At 58.9% G+C, this 23,861-nt stretch carries 29 protein-coding genes and 1 tRNA gene; 10 read left to right on the plus strand and 20 right to left on the minus strand.

Features of this window, described 5'->3' with window-relative positions:
• The first annotated feature begins 76 nt into the window (after positions 1 to 76).
• The 4 genes from RBB18_RS13755 (at position 77) to RBB18_RS13770 (ending at position 3,484) form a co-directional block, all read left to right on the plus strand.
• Positions 77 to 712 (plus strand): LysE family translocator, encoded by a 636-nt coding sequence (locus tag RBB18_RS13755; RefSeq protein WP_103763148.1) that lies wholly within the window; start codon positions 77 to 79, stop codon positions 710 to 712.
• 4 nt (positions 713 to 716) lie between these two features.
• On the plus strand, positions 717 to 1,664 hold the full coding sequence (locus tag RBB18_RS13760; protein WP_103763149.1) for an ABC transporter permease: 948 nt from the start codon (positions 717 to 719) through the stop codon (positions 1,662 to 1,664).
• Between the two features lie 153 nt (positions 1,665 to 1,817).
• Positions 1,818 to 2,732, plus strand: coding sequence for a sulfite exporter TauE/SafE family protein (locus RBB18_RS13765; RefSeq protein WP_103763150.1), 915 nt, complete (start codon positions 1,818 to 1,820; stop codon positions 2,730 to 2,732).
• Positions 2,732 to 3,484, plus strand: a complete 753-nt coding sequence (locus RBB18_RS13770; protein WP_103763151.1) for a TIGR02186 family protein — start codon at positions 2,732 to 2,734, stop codon at positions 3,482 to 3,484. Before RBB18_RS13765 ends, RBB18_RS13770 begins: the two co-directional genes overlap by 1 nt.
• Before the next feature lie 190 nt (positions 3,485 to 3,674).
• Here the strand turns inward: RBB18_RS13770 and RBB18_RS13775 are convergent, their stop codons facing one another.
• The 5 genes from RBB18_RS13775 to RBB18_RS13795 form a co-directional block, all read right to left on the minus strand.
• On the minus strand, positions 3,675 to 4,316 hold the full coding sequence (locus RBB18_RS13775) for an NAD(P)-dependent oxidoreductase (protein ID WP_306111530.1): 642 nt from the start codon (positions 4,314 to 4,316) through the stop codon (positions 3,675 to 3,677).
• A 67-nt stretch (positions 4,317 to 4,383) separates the two neighbouring features.
• Positions 4,384 to 5,196 carry a PHB depolymerase family esterase gene (locus RBB18_RS13780; RefSeq protein ID WP_103763153.1) on the minus strand — a complete coding sequence of 271 codons (813 nt, stop codon included), beginning with the start codon at positions 5,194 to 5,196 and terminating at the stop codon, positions 4,384 to 4,386.
• 130 nt (positions 5,197 to 5,326) lie between these two features.
• Entirely contained in the window at positions 5,327 to 5,497 is a 171-nt protein-coding gene (locus tag RBB18_RS13785; protein ID WP_170067187.1) for a hypothetical protein, read from the minus strand.
• Between the two features lie 15 nt (positions 5,498 to 5,512).
• A complete protein-coding gene (locus RBB18_RS13790; protein ID WP_103763154.1) occupies positions 5,513 to 6,898 on the minus strand; it encodes an ammonium transporter in 1,386 nt (461 codons plus the stop codon).
• Between the two features lie 444 nt (positions 6,899 to 7,342).
• A complete protein-coding gene (locus RBB18_RS13795; protein WP_306111529.1) occupies positions 7,343 to 8,776 on the minus strand; it encodes an FAD-binding oxidoreductase in 1,434 nt (477 codons plus the stop codon).
• A gap of 101 nt (positions 8,777 to 8,877) precedes the next feature.
• On the opposite strand from RBB18_RS13795, the gene RBB18_RS13800 reads away from it, so the two are divergent.
• A tRNA-Met gene (locus RBB18_RS13800) sits at positions 8,878 to 8,954 on the plus strand.
• 277 nt (positions 8,955 to 9,231) lie between these two features.
• Here the strand turns inward: RBB18_RS13800 and RBB18_RS13805 are convergent.
• From RBB18_RS13805 to RBB18_RS13830, 6 genes are all read right to left on the minus strand, one after another.
• Positions 9,232 to 9,876 carry an NYN domain-containing protein gene (locus RBB18_RS13805; RefSeq protein WP_306111528.1) on the minus strand — a complete coding sequence of 215 codons (645 nt, stop codon included), beginning with the start codon at positions 9,874 to 9,876 and terminating at the stop codon, positions 9,232 to 9,234.
• Between the two features lie 247 nt (positions 9,877 to 10,123).
• Entirely contained in the window at positions 10,124 to 10,258 is a 135-nt protein-coding gene (locus RBB18_RS13810) for a hypothetical protein (RefSeq protein ID WP_306111527.1), read from the minus strand.
• A 173-nt stretch (positions 10,259 to 10,431) separates the two neighbouring features.
• Complete coding sequence (locus RBB18_RS13815) at positions 10,432 to 10,923, minus strand: hypothetical protein (protein ID WP_306111526.1); 492 nt, start codon at positions 10,921 to 10,923, stop codon at positions 10,432 to 10,434.
• Between the two features lie 75 nt (positions 10,924 to 10,998).
• A complete protein-coding gene (locus RBB18_RS13820; RefSeq protein ID WP_306111525.1) occupies positions 10,999 to 11,196 on the minus strand; it encodes a hypothetical protein in 198 nt (65 codons plus the stop codon).
• On the minus strand, positions 11,196 to 11,429 hold the full coding sequence (locus tag RBB18_RS13825) for a hypothetical protein (RefSeq protein WP_306111524.1): 234 nt from the start codon (positions 11,427 to 11,429) through the stop codon (positions 11,196 to 11,198). The genes RBB18_RS13820 and RBB18_RS13825 overlap by 1 nt, the downstream gene beginning before the upstream one ends.
• A gap of 15 nt (positions 11,430 to 11,444) precedes the next feature.
• Entirely contained in the window at positions 11,445 to 11,636 is a 192-nt protein-coding gene (locus RBB18_RS13830; RefSeq protein WP_306111523.1) for a hypothetical protein, read from the minus strand.
• 41 nt (positions 11,637 to 11,677) lie between these two features.
• Between RBB18_RS13830 and RBB18_RS13835 the strand changes: the two genes are divergently transcribed.
• From RBB18_RS13835 to RBB18_RS13845, 3 genes are all read left to right on the plus strand, one after another.
• Positions 11,678 to 11,947: a helix-turn-helix domain-containing protein gene (locus RBB18_RS13835; protein ID WP_306111522.1), complete on the plus strand. Its 270-nt coding sequence runs from the start codon at positions 11,678 to 11,680 to the stop codon at positions 11,945 to 11,947.
• Positions 11,944 to 12,339, plus strand: coding sequence for a Rap1a/Tai family immunity protein (locus tag RBB18_RS13840; protein ID WP_306111521.1), 396 nt, complete (start codon positions 11,944 to 11,946; stop codon positions 12,337 to 12,339). Before RBB18_RS13835 ends, RBB18_RS13840 begins: the two co-directional genes overlap by 4 nt.
• A 78-nt stretch (positions 12,340 to 12,417) precedes the next feature.
• Entirely contained in the window at positions 12,418 to 13,698 is a 1,281-nt protein-coding gene (locus RBB18_RS13845) for a hypothetical protein (protein ID WP_306111520.1), read from the plus strand.
• Between the two features lie 692 nt (positions 13,699 to 14,390).
• On the opposite strand, the gene RBB18_RS13850 is transcribed toward RBB18_RS13845, so the two are convergent.
• Entirely contained in the window at positions 14,391 to 14,747 is a 357-nt protein-coding gene (locus tag RBB18_RS13850) for a response regulator (RefSeq protein ID WP_306111519.1), read from the minus strand.
• A 14-nt stretch (positions 14,748 to 14,761) separates the two neighbouring features.
• Positions 14,762 to 15,898: a sensor histidine kinase gene (locus RBB18_RS13855; RefSeq protein WP_306111518.1), complete on the minus strand. Its 1,137-nt coding sequence runs from the start codon at positions 15,896 to 15,898 to the stop codon at positions 14,762 to 14,764.
• A gap of 308 nt (positions 15,899 to 16,206) precedes the next feature.
• On the opposite strand from RBB18_RS13855, the gene RBB18_RS13860 reads away from it, so the two are divergent.
• Both RBB18_RS13860 and RBB18_RS13865 read left to right on the plus strand, forming a co-directional pair.
• On the plus strand, positions 16,207 to 16,365 hold the full coding sequence (locus RBB18_RS13860; protein WP_306111517.1) for a hypothetical protein: 159 nt from the start codon (positions 16,207 to 16,209) through the stop codon (positions 16,363 to 16,365).
• A 232-nt stretch (positions 16,366 to 16,597) separates the two neighbouring features.
• Positions 16,598 to 17,875: a GAF domain-containing sensor histidine kinase gene (locus RBB18_RS13865; protein ID WP_306111516.1), complete on the plus strand. Its 1,278-nt coding sequence runs from the start codon at positions 16,598 to 16,600 to the stop codon at positions 17,873 to 17,875.
• A 133-nt stretch (positions 17,876 to 18,008) separates the two neighbouring features.
• Here RBB18_RS13865 and RBB18_RS13870 read toward each other — a convergent pair whose 3' ends face one another.
• Genes RBB18_RS13870 through RBB18_RS13900 form a run of 7 tightly spaced genes read right to left on the minus strand, consistent with a single transcriptional unit; the run spans position 18,009 to position 23,852 of the window.
• Positions 18,009 to 18,287 carry a hypothetical protein gene (locus tag RBB18_RS13870; RefSeq protein WP_306111515.1) on the minus strand — a complete coding sequence of 93 codons (279 nt, stop codon included), beginning with the start codon at positions 18,285 to 18,287 and terminating at the stop codon, positions 18,009 to 18,011.
• The gene (locus tag RBB18_RS13875; RefSeq protein ID WP_306111514.1) at positions 18,284 to 18,568 is read right to left on the minus strand and encodes a hypothetical protein; all 285 of its coding nucleotides are present in this window, start codon (positions 18,566 to 18,568) and stop codon (positions 18,284 to 18,286) included. Before RBB18_RS13875 ends, RBB18_RS13870 begins: the two co-directional genes overlap by 4 nt.
• Before the next feature lie 8 nt (positions 18,569 to 18,576).
• Complete coding sequence (locus tag RBB18_RS13880) at positions 18,577 to 21,153, minus strand: hypothetical protein (RefSeq protein ID WP_306111513.1); 2,577 nt, start codon at positions 21,151 to 21,153, stop codon at positions 18,577 to 18,579.
• Positions 21,150 to 22,922 (minus strand): hypothetical protein, encoded by a 1,773-nt coding sequence (locus RBB18_RS13885; protein ID WP_306111512.1) that lies wholly within the window; start codon positions 22,920 to 22,922, stop codon positions 21,150 to 21,152. Before RBB18_RS13885 ends, RBB18_RS13880 begins: the two co-directional genes overlap by 4 nt.
• Entirely contained in the window at positions 22,922 to 23,176 is a 255-nt protein-coding gene (locus RBB18_RS13890) for a hypothetical protein (RefSeq protein WP_306111511.1), read from the minus strand. The genes RBB18_RS13885 and RBB18_RS13890 overlap by 1 nt, the downstream gene beginning before the upstream one ends.
• Positions 23,173 to 23,409, minus strand: a complete 237-nt coding sequence (locus RBB18_RS13895; RefSeq protein ID WP_306111510.1) for a hypothetical protein — start codon at positions 23,407 to 23,409, stop codon at positions 23,173 to 23,175. Before RBB18_RS13895 ends, RBB18_RS13890 begins: the two co-directional genes overlap by 4 nt.
• A complete protein-coding gene (locus tag RBB18_RS13900) occupies positions 23,406 to 23,852 on the minus strand; it encodes a DUF5681 domain-containing protein (RefSeq protein WP_306111509.1) in 447 nt (148 codons plus the stop codon). The genes RBB18_RS13895 and RBB18_RS13900 overlap by 4 nt, the downstream gene beginning before the upstream one ends.
• Between the last annotated feature and the right edge of the window lie 9 nt (positions 23,853 to 23,861).

Genomic DNA, 23,861 nt, shown 5'->3' on the forward strand with positions numbered 1-23,861 from the left:
GCGAAGTGTTGAGGCTAGGGGGGTGTGGCGTTGTGTGGCAATGTGCGAGGGTCAGACCTTTTCGGAGCCTCGTACCATGACGGATTTCGCGCCTTACCTTCCCGGCTTTATCGCCGCCTATGCCATCCTGCTGGTGGGGGCGTCCTCGCCCGGGCCAGCGGTGGCGATGCTCTTGGGGATCTCGACCAATCAGGGGCGGGGGCCGGCACTGGTGACCTGCGCGGGGATCGCCACCGGCAGCATGACGATCAACATCCTGACCATGCTGGGCGTGGGCCTGATACTGTCGCAGGCGGCCTGGGCGATGAGCCTTTTGAAGCTGGTGGGCGCGGCCTACCTGGTGTGGCTGGCCTACGGCGCTTTCAGGAAGGCGCTGCACCCGCCAAGAGTGGCGGTGATTAAGACGCCGAAGCAGGCGAATGCGAAGCTGTTTGCGCAGGGCTACGCGTTGCAGGTGACGAACCCCAAGGCGATTGTCTTTTGGCTGGCCATCGCCGCGGTGGGCGCGGTCGAGGGCGCGCCGGCGCCGGTGATTGCCGCCTTCGTCGCCGGGGCCTTCGTGATCAGTTTCACGATGCATGCGGCCTGGGCGCTGTTCCTGTCCTCGAGCCCTATCCGGGCGGCCTATGCCAGCGGGCGGCGGTGGATCGAAGCGGGGCTGGGCAGTTTCTTCGGCTTTGCCGCCTACAAGATGGCGACATCGGAGAGTTGACCGCATGGAGTTCCTGACCCTTCTGCAAGTTCTCGACAGCACGGTGCGGTTGGCCATACCGCTGCTGCTGGCCTGTCTTGCGGGGCTGTTCAGCGAAAGGGCAGGGATTTTCGACATCGGGCTGGAAGGCAAGATGCTGATGGCCGCATTCTTTTCAGCCGCCGTCGCCTATGTCTCGGGGTCGGCCTTGATCGGGCTGCTGGCGGGCATCGGGTCGTCGATGCTGCTGTCGGGTCTGCACGGGCTGGCCAGCATCACGTTCCGGGGCAACCAGCTGATATCGGGTGTGGCGATCAATTTCCTGGCGGCGGGGCTGACGGTGCTGATCGCGGCGGACTGGTTCCAGGAGGCGGGGCGGACGCCGTCACTGGGCAGCGGCGCGCGGTTCGAGCCGATCGACCTGCCCTTTGCGGACAGCCTTGGGCCGGTCTATGGCGAGCTGGTGTCGGGGCATACGATACTGGTTTACCTGGCATTTCTCTGCGTCCCGGCCAGTTGGTGGGTTCTCTATCGTACCCGTTTCGGGCTGCGCCTGCGCGCCGTGGGCGAGAACCCCGAGGCAGTCGATACGGCGGGTATCAGCGTTCCGGGGATGCGGTTCGCGGCGCTGGCGATCTGTGGCGTTCTGTGCGGGGTCGCGGGGGCGTACCTGTCGACCGCACTGCAGGCCGGGTTCGTCAAGGACATGACGGCGGGGCGGGGATATATCGCGCTGGCGGCGTTGATCTTTGCCAAGTGGCGGCCGTGGTACGCGCTGTGGGCAACGCTGCTGTTCGGTTTGTTGCAGGCGGTGGCGCTGCGCTATCAGAACCTCGAAGTTGGCGGGATAACGATCCCGACGCAGTTGATGGATGCGGCGCCGTATATTCTGACCGTGGTTATATTGGCGGGGTTCGTCGGCAAGGCGATTCCCCCGAAATCGGGCGGTGTGCCCTACGTGAAAGAGCGCTAACTGCCCCAGGTGTCTCAAAAGTTTCGGAAACGGAAGCACATGGACCGATGCGTTCACGCTTCGTAAGGCCAGTTCACATAAATTGATCAGACCTGAGGCGGCAATGCCGATGCCGCACTTGCAAAAAGCCCTGAGGCGGGGCTAACACGGGTTATGCAGATCTACCTTCCCATCGCCGAGGTTTCGGTCAACGCGTTCCTGCTTTTGGGACTGGGCGGATTGGTGGGTGTGCTGTCGGGCATGTTCGGCGTGGGCGGTGGGTTCCTGATGACGCCGCTTCTGTTCTTCATCGGCATTCCGCCGGCGGTGGCCGTGGCGACCGAGGCGAACCAGATCGTCGCGTCGTCCTTTTCGGGCGTGCTGGCGCATCTGAGGCGAAAAACTGTTGATCTCCGAATGGGCACCGTGCTGCTCATAGGGGGCCTGATCGGGGCCGCGCTGGGTGTCGTGGTGTTCAACTACTTGCGCTCGTTGGGGCAGGTCGATCTGCTGGTGCGGCTGTGCTATGTCGTGTTCCTCGGCATTATCGGCGGGATGATGTTCTTTGAAAGCCTGCGGGCGATCCGGCGCAGCAAGTCGGGCAAGCCCGCGGCGCGGAAGAAACACACCTGGATCCAGAAGCTGCCGTTCAAGATGCGCTTCCGCACAAGCGGGCTTTATATCAGCGTCATTCCCCCGGTGCTGGTGGGTATCGCTGTGGGCGTGCTGGCGGCGATCATGGGCGTGGGTGGCGGGTTCATCATGGTGCCTGCGATGATCTACCTGCTGGGCATGCCGACCAAGGTGGTCGTGGGCACGTCGCTGTTCCAGATCATTTTCGTGACCGCCTTCACCACGCTCTTGCACGCCACCACGAACTTTACCGTGGACGTTGCGCTGGCCGTTCTGCTGTTGATCGGGGGCGTGATCGGGGCGCAGATCGGGACGACGATCGGCACTCGGATGAAGGCCGAGCAATTGCGCATCCTGTTGGCAATGATGGTGCTGGCGGTCTGCTTCAAACTGGCGCTGGATCTGCTGATCATGCCGTCGGAGCTCTATTCCATCGGCGCGGCGGAGGGACATTGATGCGCTGGCTGATTGCCCTTCTGTTCATGGCCGGGCCGCTGATGGCCGAGGAGGTCGTGCTGGGTTTGAGCCGGGACAAGGTGGCGATCACGGCGACCTTCGACGGCTCGGAGATCCTGGTGTTCGGTGCGGTCAAGCGTGAGGCGCCGGTGCCCGAGGAACCGCTGGATGTGATCGTGACCATTGCTGGGCCGAGCAAGCCCGTGGTGGTGCGCCGCAAGGAGCGTCGGTTCGGGATCTGGGTCAATGTCGACTCTGTCGAGGTGGACCGGGCGCCGTCCTTCTATGCAATCGCAACGACCGGGCCGCTCGACAAGGTTCTGTCGAATGTCGAGGACCTGCGCCACAGCATCTCGATCCCGCGAGCGATCCGGTCGGTCGGCGCGGCAAGTGCCACGGTCGATCCGCAGGCGTTTACCGAGGCGGTGATCCGTATTCGCAAGGCCAACGGGGCCTACAGCCTGCAGGAAGGGGCGGTGTCGCTGGACGAGCAGACACTGTTCCGCACCTCGATCGAGATGCCGGCGAACCTGACGGAAGGGGCCTATGCGACGCGGATCTTCCTGACGCGAGGCGGCGAGATCGTGGCGACCTACGAGACGGCCATCGGGGTGCAGAAGGTCGGGCTGGAGCGGTGGATCTTCAACCTGTCGCGGGAGCAGCCGTTGATCTATGGCCTGATGTCGCTGGCCATCGCAATCGCGGCGGGCTGGGGCGCGTCAGCGGCGTTCCGGGCGATACGCGACCGCTGAGCATTTCGGGACTCGAAGGTTAAGGCCGCCAATTCGTCGATTTCGAGTGTCGGTATCGCGTCGGTATTCGGGTCGTATCACGACAGTGCCAGTCCCGCCGGATGACAGGTTAACGGGTCTCGCGGATTTCGCGAACGCAGCATCCATTGGGTGAATAAAAACTTAACGCGATAAGTCCAGTTCCGCGAATTCACCGGGTGAGGACGACATCGCCGCGGATGTCGAGACCATCCGCGATCGCGTCGACCAGGTAACAGGCGGTATCAGCGCGCGAGATCAGGCCGTTGCGCCACGCCTTGGGCTCTCGCAACACCTTGCAGGTGCCGGTGCGGGCGCCGTTGGACAGGATCACGGGGCGGGCGATGGTCCAGTCGAGCGGGCTGTCCATGATCAGCGCCTCCTGCCGGTCCTTGTCGGCGTAGGGTCGGCCCAGAATGGCCTTGTGCCCGAGGCTCTCAACGCTGCTCATGGCGGCGCGACTGCGACCCGCGCCGAAGCCGGTGACGGCGACGAGGCGGGAAACGCCCGCCGTCTGCATGGCGTCCAGAAGGATGCGGGTGGTTTCCGAAAAGAGCGTGACCTCTTTCCAGAGCATCGAGACGCTTTCCTTGATCCCCAGTGCGTAAATCACCGCGTCGGTGCCCTTGAGCGCATCTGCCACGTTGGCGGGGTCGAGCGCGTCGCCGGGGAAAGGCTCCAGCCCGGGGCGGGAGGCCATGTCGCCGGCGGAGCGGGCAAAGGCACGGACGGTGTGATCGCGGCGTAGCGCCTCGTCAACAGCGCAATGGCCGATGCCGGATGTGGCGCCGAGGATAGTGATGTGCTGGCTCATGCGGGTCCCTTGCATTGCATTCGTTTCAGGACCTAGCGGCGGCGGGGGCGAGGTAAAGTGCGTCTGGTCAACCGGAGAAGATCAGGTTCCACGCGGCGGCGATCCACTCGGTGCGAAAGCTGTGGCCGCCGGGATGCAGGCATTTGGTCAGACGCGTGTCGTTGGGGGCGGTCCACGCGTCGCAGGTCAGGCCGTCGTGCAAGGCGGGGGTCTTCGACGTCTCGTGCCCGCCGACCCGGCGGTACATGGCGAGGACGGTTTCGACATCGCCCTGCCGTGCCTCGCCGATGGCGCGGCCCGCGAGCGGGACGATCCGGTCGGACGTGCCGTGGACATGGATGATATCGGCGGGGGGTGTCGTGCAGCTGTCCGGCGTGGGCGCCCAGAAGGTGCCGGCGACGGGAATGAACCCGGCATAGTCGGCGGGCCGGTGGCAGGCCAGTGTCCAGATCATCATCCCGCCCGCGGAAAAGCCGGCCACGACGATGCGGTCCGGGTCGATCGCGGTGTTGGCCAGGATGTCGTCGCGCAGGGCGTCGAAATAGCCCAGCTCGGTTTCGGGAGACGTGACGCCGCCCGAGGGCGTGCCGGGCAGGCGCCAGTCGTCACCCTTGGCGTTGGCCGCGACCAGCGCGATGCCAAGCAGGTCGGCCATGCCGCGCAGCGCGCCGTTGCGCATCGTGCCCGCCGCCGAGCCCTTGTAGCCATGGGCGAAGATCAGTGCGCCCATGGGCGTGGTGCCGTCCTGCCCCCGTGGCAGGTATATGCGGTAGCTGCGGTCGCCAATCCGGCAGTCGGTGTCGGGCCCGCAGGCGAAGGCCGGAAGACCGGGTAAGGTCAGGGTGAGGATGAGGGCGAGGGGGGCGAGCAACTGTTTCATGCCAACAGGGTTAGCATCGAAGGCGTAGGGTAACAGGGCTAATCGGAGCCTTCACGGCCATTTGACCCTGCCCCCATGCAAGACGCCCCGCGGCGGGACCGCGGGGCGTCTCAAGCAGGTGAGCCGAGGCTTACTTGTGCTTCTTGTACTTGGTCGACTCGATGCCGTTGCCAAAGAGCAGGGCGGCGATGCAGATGCCGATGGCGATCAGGCTGTAGACCAGCGTGTGGCCACCAGCACCGCCGACGAAGATCACGCCGCTGACACCGTCCCAGGATGCGTTTTCAAAGGGAAATCCCATGGTTCTTTCCTTTCGTTACTGCGACGCCGGGGGCGACGCCATGATGCCTTCGGGATAGGCCTGTGCCGGTACCTTGACCGTGTCCAGACCCGCGATTTCGGCCGCCTCGGGCACGCGCAGCATCCCCACCATTTTCAGGATGAGAGAGCTGACATAGCCGGTGCTGAACCCGATCACCACGAAGACGACGATGCCGACAAGCTGGCCCATAAAGCTGACCGTCGGTGCGCCTTCGCCGGTGAGGGCGGGGTAACCGCTGGCGAAGATGCCCAGCATCAGCATGCCGAAGACGCCCATCGTTCCGTGCACGGTGACCGCGCCCACGGCGTCGTCGATCCCCATGTTTTCTAGGATCGTGGCGGCGGGTTTCAGCATGATGCCCGCGCAGATGGCGATGATGAAGGTCAGCGACGGGAAGTAGATGTCGAGACCCGAGGCCACCGAGATGAGGCCCGCCAGCGCGCCGGACATCATCCAGAACGGATCGCGGGTGAACAGCCATGCGCCGATGATGCCGCCGGACACCCCCATCAGGATGTTGAAGGTCAGTGCGCCAAGATTGGTGGGCGTGCCGTAGATCGTGGTGAAGTTTGCACCCCAGGACCAAGCCTCGCCACCGACGACCAGGCAGGCCATCAGGAAGCCCCAGAAGCCGACGACGATGAGCATGAGGCCCGTGGCCGTGAAGGGCATGTTGTGGCCGGCAAGGTTGTTGGCCGTGCCGTCGGGATTGAACTTGCCGATGCGCGGGCCGAGGTTGATCAGAACGCCGAGCGCGAAGAAGGCCGCGACCGCGTGGACAAGCCCCGCTGCGCCGAAGTCATGCACGCCCCAGTCCTGTACCAGCCAGCCATCCGCGTGCCAGCCCCAGGCCGCCGCGAGCGTCCAGCTGAAGCCGCCGAGGATGATGGCGAGGATGACGAAGCCCACGGTCTGGATCCGTTCGATCACGGCGCCGGACATGATAGAGGCGGTGGTAGCGGCAAAGAGCGTGAAGGCGCCCCAGAAGACGCCGTCGATCTGGTCTTCGGTGTTGGGGCCCATGTAGGCTGCCGACTCTCCCCAAGGGAAGGCGATGGCGTTGGCATAGCCCGCGCCGGAGATCCCGTTGGGCCCTTCGGAGAGCGAGAAGCCCGTGGGGAAACCCCAGTAAACCCACCAGCCGAAGAAATAAAAGGCCGGTATGACGAACGCGAAGGCGAGGATGTTCTTGACCCCCGACGACAACGCGTTCTTGGCGCGCGATGCCCCCATTTCATAGGCAAGGAAGCCTGCGTGGATGATGATCATGAGGGGGATGGAGAGGTAATAGTACGTCTCCGCGAACATGGTGTTGGTCATGTTCCCCTTCGCCTCCATCGCGGCCACCTGGGCCGCAAGTTCCGCGAGTTGTTCTTCCATTTTTCTTTTACCTCCGTGTTGGCCGGAGTGCGCAGTCCCGTACGCTTCGATTCCGGCGACGCCATTACTCAAGCGGGTCCAACGCGTTCCGCCAAACGTTTTTTCGGCTGCGGAAGGGACGGGAAGGCAGCGTTTTCTGGGCGGGTCGGAGGAGGGGACGAGCCATTGCGGTATCGGGTGCGCGGCTCCTTGTGGGGCGTAAGGTTATGAAAATTCTTCGTAAACCAGAGAATGCAGAGCGGTGGGGCTCACAGCCTGGGTTTGAAGTCGGTGGATGCCTTCTACCTTTGGTTGCGCGTTAAAATTTTTCGACGCCCACAGGGCTTGAACCAAAAATATACCAATAAATGCGTAAATTTTAAGCGGCCAGCGGTGGTCAAGTGATCAAAAAGACCGGATCTGTACCAAAGTGCCGGCGCGCTGCTTCGCCGGTACTGCGCCGGATCATGACCCGGATGGCGGTAGGACCTTGCCGGGGTTGAGTATGCCTTGCGGGTCCAGCGCGGCCTTGATGCTGCGCATGATGTCGAGCGCCACTGGGTCCTTGTGGCGGGCCATGGCAGGGCGTTTGGACAGCCCGACGCCATGTTCTGCCGAGAAAGACCCGCCGAGCGAGATCGCCACATCCTCGACCGCGCGGACAATGGCGGCATGCGCTTCGGTGTCGTCGGTCGAGGGCCAGCCGGAGAAATGCAGGTTGCCGTCGCCAAGATGGGCCACGTGCAGAAACCGGATGCCGGGGTCGATGGCGCGGGTCTCGGCCTCGATCCCTTCGATCAGGTCGGCCATGCGGTCGAGCGGGACGGCGATGTCGTTGTCGACGACCGGGGAATGCAGGCGGGTCAGCTCGGCGGCGGCCTCGCGCCTTGCCCACATCTCGGACCGCTGGGCGGCGTTCTGGGCAACGGTGGCGTCAAGGATGTCGCCGGCCTCGAGCATGTCCGAAAGCACGGTTTCAAGATGGGTGGCCATGGGCACGGCGCCTTTGGCGTCCGGCGTGGCATCGCGGGCCGACAGGGCGCCGAGTTCGAGGAAGATGTTGACGTCGTGGCGGTCGTCGAAGGGCGCACGGGCGTCGGGATGGCGCGTGAGGTGCGCGTCTATGTAGTTGCCGGGCATCAGCTCGAACGCCTCGACCGAGTTGGCGGTTTCGGCCTGAAGCCGATGCAGGAGCTTGAGGGCGGCGTCGATCGAGGGGCAGGCGGCCATGGCGCTGACATAGGCACGGGGCCTGGGCGCGAGTTTAAGGACGGCGGCGGTGATGATGCCGAGCGTCCCCTCGGCGCCGATCAGCAGGTCGCGCAGGTCGTAGCCGGAATTGTCCTTGTGCACGGGGCTCATCAGGTCGAGCACGCGGCCATCGGCCATGACCGCCTCTATCCCGAGGCAGAGGCCGCGGGTGGAGCCATAGCGCACCACGTTCGAGCCCCCCGCGTTTGTCGAGAGCGCGCCGCCGATCATGGCCGAGCCGCGTGCGCCGAAGGTGAGCGGAAAGATCAGGTCGTGGGCTTCGGCAGCCTCGTGCAGGTGGGCGAGGATGACGCCGGCCTCGACCACCGCGACACGGGCGTCGGGGCGGATCTCGCGGATAGTGTTGAGGCGGTCGAGTGACAGGAGCAGCCCGCCGCCGGCGTCGGTGCCGTGGGTGAGGCCGGTGTTGCCCGAGATCGGCACGACGGGGGTGCCGTGACGCGAGGCGGCTTGCAGGATGGCGGAGACCTGGCCGGTGTCGGCGGGGCGCAGAACGGCCAGTGGCTCGGGTCGGCGATCCCCCATCCAGTCGATCCGGTAGGGCGCGGCGGCGTCGCCGGTCAGCACATGGGGCGCGCCGAGGGCGTTGCGAAGGTCGGAAAGCAGGGTGTCTGCATCTGTTGACATGGTGTGCAGAGTGAGCGCGGCGCGGGGTCGCCGCAAGATGAAAAAGGGCGAATTCCGGACTTGACGCCTTGGTACGCCTGTCTTAACTAGCGCCACGGTTTGGCGGAGTAGCTCAGGTGGTTAGAGCAGCGGAATCATAATCCGCGTGTCGGGGGTTCAAGTCCCTCCTCCGCTACCAAAACACCCCTGTAAGTTTCTGATTATTAATGAAAAAGTGGCGTGGCCAGTGTCGTGTCCCATCATTTTTACCATCATCGGGTCTGACTTAAGGTCGATGCTGGGGGCTGTCGTAGGGTGGTTTTGTATTTAGTGCCCTACATTTCCGGATGAAAGTTGTCGGCATTTTCACAGTGCCGAACTTGTTCACGTGCTGATCACTCTACGCAGTGGGAAACGTCGAGAGTGTAACTTTTCACATGGAAATTTTTAAAGGGGCTCTGCGCGATTTTAACTGACTAGGGCCGGTATTCTGGTGGGCGCACCGCCACAATGCTTTTGTTGCGCATTATTCTTGCGCCAAAGAGGCATTCACGTACCTGTTTGGTTTTGACCGAAAGGTGGTAATCGGCCAACGCGAGCAATTCGTCGTTATGCTTGCGGCCTGGCGGAGCAACCGTGACTAACCGTTTTTCCGGGAAGCGCCGTTTAACTGCCTCAAAGCTTGGAACGAGATCCGAGTCGCAGGAAACTATCAGTGCTGTGTCAAATTCGTTCTCATAAGCGTCTTCCACCAAGCTAATTGCAATGCGCACGTCTGTTTGCTTCTCCTCTCTACGTTTCCATTTTGCCCGGTAGTTGTGTCGCGTGAAGAAAAGGTCGCGTTTTGCGAACTTCCCCATTCTGCAATCGACTCCTTTGGCTTCGAGCGCATTTCTGTAAGCAATGTGGCGTGCGAGCTTATTGTGGTCCTTGGTTCCGGTAAAGTGGTTAGCCAATGCGGAGCAATATACAACGCCATCCAGCGTCTGGGTGCGCGGCCTTAAAAGTCTCTTGGAAAGCTTGTGGAGGTTCACCCATTTAAGGTGATTTTCCCTGAGCGCATGCAGGGCATGATACATATTGAAGCCGTCAAAATAGACCTTAACACGCTCTTTCGACATATCGCTTTATTGATTATTACACAGTATTTGTCTATATATTCGATATGATCTGTGCTTGCAGTACGCTGCAAGAGCCCCCCGTTGCTCCGGCTCGGGGGGTGTTCATTTCCGGGGGACGTATCGCAGAAACTCTCGGGACGACTTCAATGCTATCCCATTGATTTTAGACTCATTTAAATTATTGAATCCTAAAGGATTTTGGGCGATAAAAGGGTGATTGCCCGGCTAAGAACAATCACCCCAAAGCTTACTTGCTCTTGCGAGGCTTCGGCTTTTTCACGGTTTCAACAACATGCGTATTAGGCTTGCGTTTTGCCGTGCTGACCGGAGTAAAGCGGCCTGTGACCGCACTACGTCCAATCTTTCTGGTGGATTTTGCCATTGGCTTTCACCTCCTTCCCCGGGCCGTTGCCCGTGCCTATTAGGCTAGACCTTGGGGCTAGAAAGTGATTCCACCGCAAATATGGTAGCGCATTAAGAAGCCTTCCGCCAACAGCCATCGCGGGCTGGGCGCGCAAAAATAACTTCGGCGCATTCGTTGCGCGTGGGGGAGCGCTAAATTGACCTCGCCACCACCAACGGCGGATCAGACGGAAAGCTGCGTACATCGAACCAGGTGAAGCGCGTTCCGTCCGGGTTGCATTTGTTACCCCAGCACAGCCCCTCTGCACCCTGCCGGATCAGTGCGGCTCGGAATGCATTCAGGTCGATCAGATACCATCGCTCCACAGCCGTCTGAGAGGCGTTGGCATGGCCGTAGAACAGCCAGTCGCCCTTGCCGTTCACTATCTTGGAAAGCTCCGTTTCTGCGCCTGAGGGAAGCCGTGAGCGCACGGTGAACTGATAGGGGTAGCGGTCTGCATATCCCGGCCTGCGCACCCGAGCCGCAATCCGCATATCGCGGGCGTCCAGCATCACTAGATCCGTTGCTTGGGTCATGTCGAGCATATCGGGCGCAGCCTGCAGCAGGTGACTGCCGACGATGCTCTTGATTTGTGGAATGAACTGGTCAGACCACTGGCGGTTAATGTCGTACTGAAATGTCATTTTTGAAATAGCCTTAATGGGGAAAGGCAGCCCACGATTGCAGGCTGCCTCCGACGACAAGGAAAAGGGCGATTTTCAGTTTCCGGCTCCTTTCACGCTCTCCACCTCATTCATGATTTCGTAAGCCATGCGCTCGGCCATGCCCAAGACGCGCTCAAGCCCCTTCCAGTCGAGGCCGGATGTTTCATTCTCCTCGGCGACCATTGCACAGCGTAGAAGCGCGTGCAGGTCTGCGGCCTTTTCAGTGGTGTCGGATTGCTGAGCCTCGGGCATCACGCGGCCCTCTCGTTTCGGGTCGCGCTTTCCAACCGCTCCAATTCTTCGGCCAGCGCGTCGGCACGGCGGCGCAGATCATCGAACATCGGAGGCAACGAGTTTCGTGCCATTTTCGCTTCTACGCAGTGTGCATCCATACTCGTCGCTGCATCTGCGAGGACTTCCGCACCGCCGATAAGTCCCGCGAGCATAACCGCGTCCAGTTGCAGGTCATTTACAGTTTTGGTCATTGTATAAGTCCTTTCTCAGTCGGCTGCGTTAACGGAGTCCAGCGCTCTGCCCAGACGCTCGATGCGCCCTTGAGCCATTTCGATAATCTGGACCGTTTCTTGGCGGTTCGGGTCGCTTTGCATCACAAGCGCCGCATCCAGAAGGTTTTCGATCACCAATGCCTCGGTTTGCATTTCCTGGCGGGTCATTTTGAACTCGTCGGGCATTGTTTCATTCCTCTCACATGGTATGATAGAAAAAATATCACATGAGGGGCGTGGCATTGTCAATAGAAATTCTATCAATACGCCAGGTGAAGGCGGCAAGGGCTTTAGTCGCTTGGTCGCAACACGACCTGGCTGCTCACTCTGGAGTTTCATATCCGACCATCGCGCGGCTAGAGAAGGAAGACGGTCCCATAGGTGGGCGCTCCTCAACTGTTAACGCCATCCGAAAGGCCCTCGAAGCAGCCGGAGTAGAGTTTATTCCGGAGAATGGCGGCGGAGCAGGGGTAAGGCTGAAGAAGGATAGAGCATGAAGCAGATTGGAAGAGTTTTGGCATTGTTCTGCCTTGCTTCGGCAGCAACGGCCACCAATGCGCAACAGATCACCGGCAATCAGCTTCTGGATACCTGCACGAGTGATAACCAAATCATGGCAGGGTTTTGTCTTGGGTATATTATTGGATATTCGGAGGGCGCTCCTTGGGGCGGGACATTGGCAATCATGCAAGCGAACCCGGGATTGGGCACAGATGCTGTAAATGATGCAGTCGGGGCCATTACAGGCAGCTGCGTTCCGTCTGAGGCTTCAAACGAACAGCTGATGGACGTCACCATAAAGTACCTCACCAACAATCCTGAAACGCGCCATACCAGTGCCCGAACCTTGATCTGGACGGCATACTCCGAAGCCTTTCCCTGCGAGTAGGACAGTTCTTGCAATCGATTACCTGAGCATTGAATCTCTAGATTAGGGTCAAATCGCTTCAGTTTTTAAGGTCGCGACGTGTATAGAACATCAAACTTTGAGCAAGGCACTCCGCCTCAAACACCTATTGAGATCCCAACTGATCTCGAAATTGGTGAAATGAGCCTTCCAAATGAAATTGTCACTTTCAGCTACGGTCCTACATTCGAAATTCAAATGAAAATGGAGTTGTCGGAAAGCCCCGGGCTCGGCCTTTTCGTCGGCTCTGGTGAACCAAATATCAAGCCCCGCGATTTTCCCGAATGCACTAAATTCCTTTGCTTGAGCCGCAAATTCAATTCTGATGGCAGCGGTCATCTAATCTTTAAGCCGCAAACAGAGCCAGCGCTTTCTTCTTTATCTGGGGAGGCAAATTCCGTTGAAGCGGTGGTTCTAAATGGCCCTGATTTGCGCCTTGGAGGCCTCGGCCTGGAGCTTGCTTCAAATGGTGTTAAGTTTCGTTACTCGCAATTTGAAAGTGCGAAAAACCGCTTTCAGGATATGAGCTTACCTGAGAATAAATTTTTCGCGACAGGCATGGTGACAATTGAGCGAGAAGACTTGGCTACAATTCCGCCGTCAGACGCCTGGAGAATTTTATATCGGTTTGCGAGAGCGCTTTCGTTTGTTCGCGGCGGTAGCTGTGGCATAGGACATGCGACCGGCCTAAACAAACACGGAAGAGCACAGTTTCAATATCTGGGTTTCTCACAAACTGACGAACTAGCAGGAAAGTCTTTTTGGTATGACCTGGGCTGTAGAAAAGACCTGCCTGACTTTATTCGGACTTTTACTATCGGACTAGGCGATGATCGCGACGGCGCTGCTATCCTCAGGGCCAGTGAATTTTATCGTGTTGCGAACAGTTCTGAACCGAAAAGCCGTGAAATCGCGATTGCTGCGTCCCAGACAGCCTTGGAAGTATTGGTATTCCATATTTTGAAGAGTAGAGCGGGTTGGTCTAAGTCGTTACTCAATGATCGGATCAGCTTTCACGACAAACTGCGTGCGGCGGCGTCCTTTGTCTCGCTCCAATCAGATCCTCTAGAACATTCGGACCGGCTTTCGAAACGTGCGAAGTCATTTAATGGAGCCGATGGCTTTCAGATGCTGACGAAAGTACGGAACTCTATCGTCCACGCTGAGCAAGATAGGAGCTTCTCCGGGATCGAACTCTATGAGACATGGCAACTCTCTCAATGGCTATGTGAAGTTCTAATTTTCTTTCTTATTGGATACCGAGGCGTAATGGCTGATCGACGAGTAATTTCAGGTTGGCGGGGACAACACACAGGTCCCGTTCCATTAGAGAAAGTCTAGTCGAAACCAATCGCCAAGCGTTCGTGGGCGAGACCAGGCTGGCGCGGCGGGGTCTTGATCGAAGCTGTAAGTGATGTGCAGCATGGTGCTCCAAGAGCCAGCGTTGACCAGACGCGAGACTCGCAAGCCGATCATGGAGTTTCTGAATGAACTGGAAAGAATGCGCGAGGCAGATGGAGGCTTTCAATCCGGGGGAGCGCTTTCGCTGGCCTGGGTTGAATGGGATCGACTGCAGCCAAGACTTCACGATTTCTGACGTTTGGGGTGCTATAGCCTGGGGGTGGACCTGGCCGGGTGACTGGGTGCTCTCTCAGGAGCCTCTGAGAACGTTTTTCGAAATCGAACCGCCCACCGCAATCGGAACGATAGGGTCAACGATACTAGGGTTCCTGATCGCCTTTATGCTACTCGCAATCTTAGGGTCATTGTTTGACTAAGCTCGCTTGGAGCAACGCCAGAGAACCCACGTTTCAACACGTTGCCAGTACGGATTTTATTGAAGCCAGTAACGGTTTTTGTTGAAAATGCCCGCTCAACATTTCCATTACCAATCTCAACGCAAGGCGTTATCGTATTGCGGAGTAATGGGGACAGAAACCAAAAATCCCTGGTTAATCTTGCAGGCGCTCTCGACATGTAAGCTGTGTCACCCGCAATCATTACGCGCACACCTGCCCAGCCAATCGAGGGAATTAGAAGTGTTTAATGTCTCGCAGGGCTTCAACTAAGCTGGCGTCGGACACCGGTTTTGTAAGCATCGGGGCTGAGCGCAGATTGGATCCAGAGATTGAAGCGCTCGGCGTGGCCGTCAATACGAGGAAAGGCACGCCTAAATTTGCCAATGCCGATGCCACAGGCTCGGATTCCTCACCATTAAGGTTTACGTCCAGCAAAGCGACATCCGGGCTGCATTCGTGGAGAAGCTTAAGTGCCTGTGCATTGCTTCCTGCGGTGCCAAGGATCTCATAGCTCTGATTTTCGAGCACGTGCACATATCCGAATGCTATGATCACGTCGTCTTCGACGATGAGGACTTTTGGAGCTGGCATAAGCGGTTACGCATTCATTCGTGTGCGGAGAAGGTTAACGTGTATACCAAACCCTCGATGTTTGTGCTTAGTTCCGCGTCCCCTCCGAGTTCGGCAGGGCAAATCTGTTCAAGTAACCGTAAACCGAACCCTTTCCGCTCGGATTTCTTCACCGGCGGGCCGCCGTGCTCTGCCCAAGAAAAAGTTATACGGCCTTGCCCGGCGTCAACCGTCCACCGGGCCTCTACCGTACCGCCGGGCTCACTAAGCGCTCCATGTTTCGACGCATTGGTGGCCAACTCGTGCAATGCCAGGCCCAACATCCGTGCGGATCGAGAGGGCAGGAATACTGTGGGTCCACCGACAGAGATACGTTCTTCGGAATCGGCTTGGTAGGGAAGCAGCAAAACCTCAACTACCTCCGAAAGTTTGACGTCACTGTAGCCAGCTTCAAACATCAAGTTTTCTGCCTTTACCAATGCACCCAGCCGTCCGATGAAGGTTTGTTTGAAATCTTCGGCTGTCACACCGTCCGTCCCAACCTGGTTCGCGACAGCCTGAACAAGTGCGAAGAGGTTTTTTGCCCTGTGTCCTAGTTCTTCAACGAGAATGCGCTGTTCCCGCGCGTATCGCTCTCGCGCTTCGCGAAGACGCATTCTCTCGATAGCCGCCGCGATAAGGTTTGCGAAGCTGCGCAGGAAGTCTACGTCCTCTTCATCGAACATGTTTGGCGACAGTCCATCAGCTTCGAGAACGCCGAATGGCGCGTCGCGACCTGCAATGATCACGTTGACCATACATTGAACACCGGTCCGCTTTAACAATGAAGGTGTGCGGAAACGCGTCTCTTGCGAAAGGTCTTGAGACACCACCGGACCTTCACTCACGAGCGCATAACCTGCGGGCGAGTCGAGGTCCGCCCCGATTGTTTCTTGCCCGACAACGCCTTCGGGCCAATTGATACCGGACCTCACGAGAAAGTCGCTCGAGTCTGGCCGATGCTCAAGGACTTTTATCTTCGCATCTTCGTGTTCCAAGGCTTCGAGCGCATCCTTGCATGCCTTGATAAGAATTTCGTCGAGATCCGCAGACGCAAAGGCGAAGGTGCCGAATTCGGCAAGTTTGGTCCTTTGCAGACGTAGCCTGTCGAGCTTTGGTGGATCATCTGGCATTGAACTCTCCTCGTGCGCACATAGCCAAACATGGACGTCTCAATCTTGCCAGCAGTTTCATAATTTTAGGCGGATATCTCATCGGCGCGGGCGACAGCACGGTTACGGTTCGCTTGTCCACACCCGTTGCCGAAGCGGTTTCCGAGGCGAACTGCTTATTGCCGCCCGGTTAAAGTGGTGCAAGTTGCATCACTTTGTTGCCTCGCGTCCCACAACTCTTTCCGCTTGCCGAGGTGTTCAACCATCAGCGTCGGGATAACGGTTTATTAACCTTTCGAGGCGACACTCCCCGCAGAGGAGAGCTACAGATGATCAAAGAGCGACTGGAAGAAGCAGAGCGGATCCTTGCGGCCTACGTGGCGAAGTACGGGCTCAGTGACGAAGCCAAGGACTACTTCGCGAAGTGGGGAACGGCGAGGGAGCTGCAGTCTGTTGGCACGAAGCAAACAAGTGAGAGGCAGAAATAGCCATAAGACTGCCTGTGATCGCCAGTTTAAGCGATACATCACCCTGTTACGAGCACAAAACCCAAAACTAACGTCAGCAAGAATGCATATCCTATGTAAACGTGTGTCCACTTCATTTTTTCTCTTGGGTCGAGTTTAATGCGGGTCCAACTGAATACTTGCCGCTCAACTGAATACTTGCTGCTTTTGTTCCGATTTGCGCTCCCGTGCCGCTTCTGAGAGGCTCCCGAGGTTGTCTAAGGTCAGCCGTGCGGACGAAGCAGAATTTGCGTCGAATGAACACGCTCGCCTCAGGGAAGTGCACGAGGTTGTCGATCCGAAACGACGAGGTGAAGCATTTGTGCAGAAGGTCGCAGAGCGTGCAGCAGAAATTTTTGGCACGCCAGCCGCCTTAGTGTCAATCGTGGAAGCGGACCACCAGTGGTTTCTCGGCAAGACCGGGATCGACTTAGAGTCGACACCACGAGACTATTCGATTTGTTCCCGCGCCATCATGTCGGATCGACCGCTTATGCTTCCTGACACGCTCGAGCACGCCGAGTTCCGCACCCATCCAGCTGTGACCCAGAGCCCAAACGTCAGGTTCTATGCGGGAGCACCGATTGTGCTGAGTTCAGGATTTCGGGTTGGCACAGTCTGTGCAATCGATGTCGCGCCGCATGCCGCCCCTTCCGAAGAGGCTATAAGCGAACTTCAGAGCCTAGCGGCAGAGGTCGTTACGCATCTTGAAACGCAACATGCCGCCCGCTCATTTGGGGATCGGTCTGCTCGTCAGGAAATAATGAATGATGCGCAGCAGGAATTTCTGGCCTTGATCGGTCACGAATTCCGATCACCTCTCACCGTGCTTCTAGGCAACGCCAAGCTCTTGCAAGCGAATGTTGCGGGTGAGCTTGAGATGGAGCCCGAGCAAAGAAAGCAATTTTCCGAACGGGCGATTTCTGCCGTTATTTCCTCCGGCGAGCACCTCCACAGGCTAATCGAGCGCGTCTTGCAGTTCACCCAACTGCAAAATGGCGAACTTATCCTTGCAGAAGACAACTTTCCCTGCGCCGCGTTTCTAGAGTCTGTTGCTGCACCGATAGAACCGATGATCACGGCAGCGCAGCGCGAGGTCGACACATATTGCTCGCCCGAAGTCGGAACAATCCGCGCAGATGGCGAACAGTTGTTCCTAGCTTTGTCTTCGTTGTTGGCAAACGCAACCAGCCATGGTGAGGGAGAAATCGAACTGTTCTCAGCACTGGCAGATGATCAATCATTGCGACTGGTATGCTCCGACGAAGGGCCCGGCTGTTCCGAGGAGCAAGTCAATCGTTCCGACCGCCCGTTCGCCATCGGCGAAAACGTGGACACGCGCAAGGTCGGCGGGCTTGGCCTTGGCCTCCCCTTGGCGAAAAAGATTGCTCAACTTCACGGTGGCAAACTCCAGCGCGGAAAGGACGAGCTTCGTAGTTGGGTTGAGCTCGTTCTACCCGCATGGCGGTGTAGTCCGATGTACAGTACATAACGGCTCGAGTTTGAGCTAGCATGTATGGCGCAGCTTGGCACGGACCGGACTTTCGCAGCGGTTGCCCTAAGCTATGGCAGGAGGCGTAGGTCTGACCGAACATCGAAAATCCCGCAGAATAATACGTTATGCATCAATCTTCTACGCCAACACGCCTTCGCTGCTCAGCCACGCTGCTCAGCGTCCTGGAAAGGTCGTCTGTGGCGTACACGATGGACACGTCTGACAGACCTTCTTGCCTACGGAAGTCGACCGTCGCATCGGCCTGATCGAGGTCATCCTGCAGCAACTCGAAGGCTCGCCTCAGGCATCTCTCTTCCGGCCAATTCACGGGGACGTTCGCAAGAACCCAGCCTTTCCTGGAAGTGCGGTTGCCTTCCAGTCGAGAGATACGTTTCGTCATTGTGCTCATGTCGTTTCTTCCTCGTGTTTGTTGGCGAACGGATCATCCAACGCACTTCGATCCCGAAGGTCGTAGTCCATAATCCGATCCATCACTGCCCAGACCATTGCCTCTGCCTCGGGGGTCGCATTGACCTCCTGGCGCTCCAGCATTTCAGCCATTTGCGCCATGTACAGTGCATGTTCCGCATCGTTGGTGATTGGCGGCGTGGTGACGTAGTGAAAAAGGGCGAGTTCAAGCGAAACGCGCCCATCTTCCATGGCAATCAGGCCGGGGGCTTCATCGTTCATGGACAAGGCTATTGCTCCCGTTCTTCGGCAGTTCCCGCAGCCGCGCCGGTGAAATAGGGAGCCAGCTTGTTCAGTTCCCGCAGCTTCAAGCGAACACTCCCCGGATCCACTAGGAGCAGCCGGAACAGTTCTGGATCTTCTACTGCATCCATCAGCAGCTGCTCGGCCTTGTCATTCTGCAGGTTGCCCAACAACGCCTTGACCCGCCCGGACGCCATTTGCGCCGTCTGGATAGATCCGCCACCGGAGCCGCCAGCCTGAGCGCCTTGCCGCGCCGCGATTATCCGGGCGGCGTATTCGATAATTCGATTTGGCGAGCGATTTGACAGTGCTCCTATATCGGGAGCCGCCTTGCGGGCCGTATCAAGCTTTCTGAGTTCCGCCGCGATCATGTCCAGTCGCCTGATTTCCGGCGGCTCGAATGCGGCCATAAGGGCTGATCGGTATTCTGGCGTTTGCAGAAAGTCCCGCATCTTGTCACCGGACAAGCCGCCTGAAGTCATGCTGCGACGGATCAGATAATCGCCAAAAGCGCCTTTAAGGCCGTCCACAGCCGCCCCGCTCTTGTCCTTGCGAGCCGTGGCCGCGAGTTGTCGCGCCGATAGCGAGGGCCTTTTCGACTTAAATACCTGGTCAACTGCGCTCTCCGGTACGGCTTGGGCAAAGGCAGCGGTTGAGGACTTGTTCGGATTGTCCATGTCCTTGAACACGCGAGTTGCGCGCGTTGATGTTGCAGAGGCCCGCGTCTGGCTTTGCACAGCCTGGGCAAGAGTATCCCGCAGCGCGGGCATTTGCTCAAGTGTTTCGGCGTTGTCCCGCAGGAAGTTCCGGGCTGCCGTATCGTTGAAAGACCCGTCAGCCTTGAAGGCCGTGCGGTCAAACCTTGAGCGCAAGAAATCCTCGATGGCGCTTTGAGTACCGCTGGTGTTCGACGCCCGACCCAAGTCGTCGAGTGCAACGCTGCCGACCGTGCCACCTCGACCGACCGAGCGTTCAAGGGTCATGCGTGGGTCAATCTGCTCATCTCCATCCAGGGTGCGCTTGAGCAGCTTGCCAACCGTGCCCTGGTCAAAGACTTCATGCTTCGCGGCACTGTAGGCGCGCGCGGCGTCGATTGCCTGACCGATAGGAGTCTGACCGGCATTGGCCCCGAGGTCGTCCAAGATGGCATCTGCAACACTGTTCGCAATCCTTGCCTTGTTGCGGTTCTGATCCGTTCCGGCCATCGCAGACCGCGCGACCCTGCGAAGTTCCGAGTAAAGACCATGCATTTCCGAAACGGTTTCGAACTCACCGAAAGGCGCGTTGCTTCCCTCCCCAAGAAGTTCACGGACTTTCGCGGGAATGTCATCCTGCTGGGCACGGGGCGTCGATTGGATCAGTTCATTGGCAACTCGCCGCGCCGCTACCGTGCCGACCTGTGCGCCCTTGGGAACAGCCTCCCAAAGCCGTGCCTCTTCTATGTCAGCTTGCTTTTCGGCTCGTCGGATTTGTTCCGCGACACGTTGGCTGTTCAGGCTTTCCGGGTTGCGCGCTTCAGGTCGCAAGGCACCTTCCGTTGCACGATCCACATGCCCTTGAATCTCCGCACGGGCATCTGCCCGACGTTTCTGGAAGAAACCCTGCGCTGCGGTGACATCGCCGCCCATATCCTGGATACCGCTCTCGGCACTCTGAACACTTCCCCTCATGCGTTCCTCGAGCCGTTCGCGCAGCAGGGGGTTCTGCCGGGCTGCAGTTTGCTCAAGGGCCAGCATGTTCGGATCTTGTGTGCGTTGTGCCGGCGTCAGGTTGATTTCCGATCCGGCCTGAATTCCACGTGCCAGTTCTGCGGCCCTCTCAGGCCCGCCTGCCAGTTCTTGAACCCTACGCCGCGCCACTTCCATTGCGCCCTGTTCGGTATAGGGCATCATTGCACTTTTGAGTGCACCGCTAAGCTTGCGCGCGCCGATGGCACTGGGCGTCTTTGAGGCCGCGTAAGGCAGGGCTCCGACGCCAACCCCGCCTGCAATCGCAGCGGTGTTCTGCGCCCACTCAGGCGCTCCCGCCCTTTCAGCAGCGTTCTCAGCGGCCCTGGCGGCACCCCCGGCCATGAGTTCAGAAAACGCGCCCCGGACAGTGTTAAGCGTTTGGGCAGCGTCGTCCGCGACACTACCAAGCAAGCCCTTGGCCCCACTTAGTACACGAGCGCTTGCCCCCGCCGGTACAGCAGAACCTGCGGCAGATCCGGCACCCCGGCCCACGCTTTGCCAGAGTGTCTCTGGATCATTTTGAGCACGGCGAACCCCGGTTGCGTCCATTACATTCTCAATTCCAGTGGTTGCTGACCCTGTGCTGAAATCGAGGCCCACGGCGTTTGCAACGGCAGGCGTGTCAAAGGGGTTGATGAAGTCCACCAAGCCACCGACGCTTTCGGCAATGCCTTGGTTCAGTTGACCCATAAAGCCATCTTCGCGCCGGTTTATGGAAAGGTTGCCTGCGATTTCTTCGACGGTTGCCTGCTGTTCTTCCGGTGACAGGTCCAGGAAGGCCTTATCGACCTTCACATTGCGGCCCTCGACGTTGAGTGTGACTTGATCCGTCATTGTTCGATGCTCCACTTGATGCCGCCCGAGGTTGTTCCGGAACCAGAACCGCCTTCGAGGTTGGAAATGATTGCGGAATAGGCTCTATAAAGCTGGTCCAGTGCGCGCTGCTTCTGCCGAGCCTCGGTCTTCTGCGTGGGTGAGAACTGACCGCGTTCAACACGGTCGGCGGAAATCATGGCTTCACCGATCAAATCCCGCATGTCCTGCAGCTTGATCAGCGCACTGTCTTTCCCGGTGAAGAACTCATTGGGTTTGACCGTAAGTGCCTCGATCCTTTCCCGTGTCAGGTTCGAGGGCCTGCCAGACCATTCTCCCGAAAGGGTCAGCATTGTCTGGGTCGACAGATTATTCAGTTCGCTTCGCGCTTCCTCCGCCTCCGGGAATGCAAGGCCCGCGCCGAAGAAATCGCCAACCCGGTTCACGAAGGTTTTCCCGATGCCCTGAGCGCCCAATGCTGACGGTACGTCTCCAACATTCTGAGGCGATTTAGGCTCTAGTGCCGGGACCGTGACACCATCGCTCGTGTCTGGCTGGTCTGCTGCGCCTACAGGCCTACCTGTAGCCTTGTTGATCAACTGGGCTTCGCCGGTCTGCGGGTGGTGGCTGACGGTGTACAGGTCAGCAATCTGAATGGCCTCCTGTCGCGTGAAGGGCTGACCTGTCTGAGGGTTCCGTACCTCCATGATGCGGCCAATCGTTTCTTCGGCTGCCGAGTCGCCACCTTGAGTTTCAAGCGCTGTTATTCCGCTGCGGTACTGATCTTCCGAGATCAAGCCCGACCTGTAGTCGGAAGTCAGCTTGCCTGCCGCCGAATAAGGCGTGACGCTCTTGGGCTGGCGGTTCTTGTGTTCCCAGGCGAGGCTGAATGCCCCGACCGGATCCTGTTCTGCCAGCGCGATGAGTTCTGCCGGTGCGCCCATCGCTTGCATTGCGGCAATCGTTCGTTCAGCGCGCTTTGCCTGTTTCTGTTCGACCCGGTTTTCCTTTCGCGCGTCAGCCCGCTCCTGAAGCCCCTGCTGCGCTGCGTACATGATCCCCTTGTTGGGGTTGAGCGTCATGCCCTCCAGCGCCATTTGCAGGCGGGCGCGGCGGTCGTCATTCCACCACGGCTGGTTTTCCTGCCCCGGCGCGGAGTCGCGCGTTGATAAATTAAGTAGGTTCATAGACTGCTCCTGTTTTGATTGTCCGGGTGAACCGGAAGGTGACGTAATGCCAAGTGCTGACATTGTGTCTCCGGCAACCATCGCCGGAGTGTCAGGAAGCTGGTAATCGCTCCCCAAGGCTGCGTTAGCCAGCATCAGACCGAAGTCGGTTTCACTGCCGAATACTGGCGACGCCGCGCCTCTGTCGTTCCCCACGCCGTGCGGGGCGATCAGCCTCGCGTTGGAAAGACCGCCAAAGGCGTCCTTGTAGATTGCGGCGAACTCTTCGGCGTTGGCCTTCACCGCTTCCTGCATTGCGCGGTCGCTGTTGAAAAACGGCTCCGTGTGAACGGTATGCGGAACCCCGCGCTTGTTCTGTGAGCGCGTCCGAACGCCCCTGATGGGATAGTTGTTGATGCCATGACGGGCAGCGAAGGCAGCTACGTTTCTGTTGTAGCGCTCAGCCGCTGCGCGCACTTCCGGTGAGGCGTTGTCTGGAATCACAACTTCCGTCCCCCGCGCACTGCCACCTGGCGATGCGTTGTAATCCATCGAGATGTTCAACAACCCCGGTTGAGGCGCATATTGCGCACGGGTCGCGGGATAAATTCTGAATGCATCCATCAGAAAAGCCTCCCCTGGTTCAGGGTATTGCGCTTTGCCTGGGCGACAGGGCGATGTGCTGCCTCGAACCTTGCCCGAAACCGGATTTCGCTCTCGTCACTCGCCCGGACGAGACGCACACCGTCGCCCCACAGCGAATGCACCCACTCGGCTTGTGTGTCCGGTGTCACGACAATGCGCTCGATAAAGAGCGCGTCCGGATCTGGCGGCATTCGCGCTTCAAGCCCGTCAACACGCTTTCTGAGGGCACTCATTGCACACCCCCTTCCGGGGCCAACGCAGCACCGCCCACTCGCTTGAGAAAAGCTTGTTCAGTCTCTTTGCCCTGACGGCATTCCGTGACGCCATCGGCTCGTATGGCGATACTTGCCCCCTTGCCATCGTTGCCGTCTCGCGGCACGCCGGTGGCAATGAAAGTTATCCGCTGTTGGTCACCCCATAGGGCACTCCCTTCCAGCGCATTGATGCGATATTTCAGCCTGCTCATTTTGCTGCCTCCAATGCTGTTATCCGTTGTTCCAGTTCGGTCGTTTCCAGTGCCTTCCTGTAGCCTTCCACCAGCGCCATGACGCTTGCGCCTTCCAGCGGGGTTAGCTGACCCTTGGAGACGGCCTGTAGGACCGCCTGAGCGGCCTGTGAGGCGTCCTTTGCGGATTTCATGGCCGGGAGGTCGAAATTGACCGGCGTGTCTTTCCTCGCGGGTGCTATGCGCTCCATGCAGAGACGCAGCGCCGTGGTGTCGCCTTCTAGGGCCAGTTCCACCGCTTTGCGGGTCAGGGCCTCGCCATCTGCATCGAGAAGTTCCTGCACCGCTTGTGTCGCCCGGTGCCGCGAACCTTTGGGCTTCCCAGGGTTGCCGGGGGCAAAGGTGCCGTCGGGCTTGCGACCTTCCGTATTCGCTCCGCTGTTACGGTCGTTTTTGCGTGTCATCATGCACCC

Origin of the sequence: Roseovarius sp. MMSF_3298 (genome assembly GCF_030733705.1) — a bacterium.
GTDB lineage: Bacteria > Pseudomonadota > Alphaproteobacteria > Rhodobacterales > Rhodobacteraceae > Roseovarius > Roseovarius confluentis.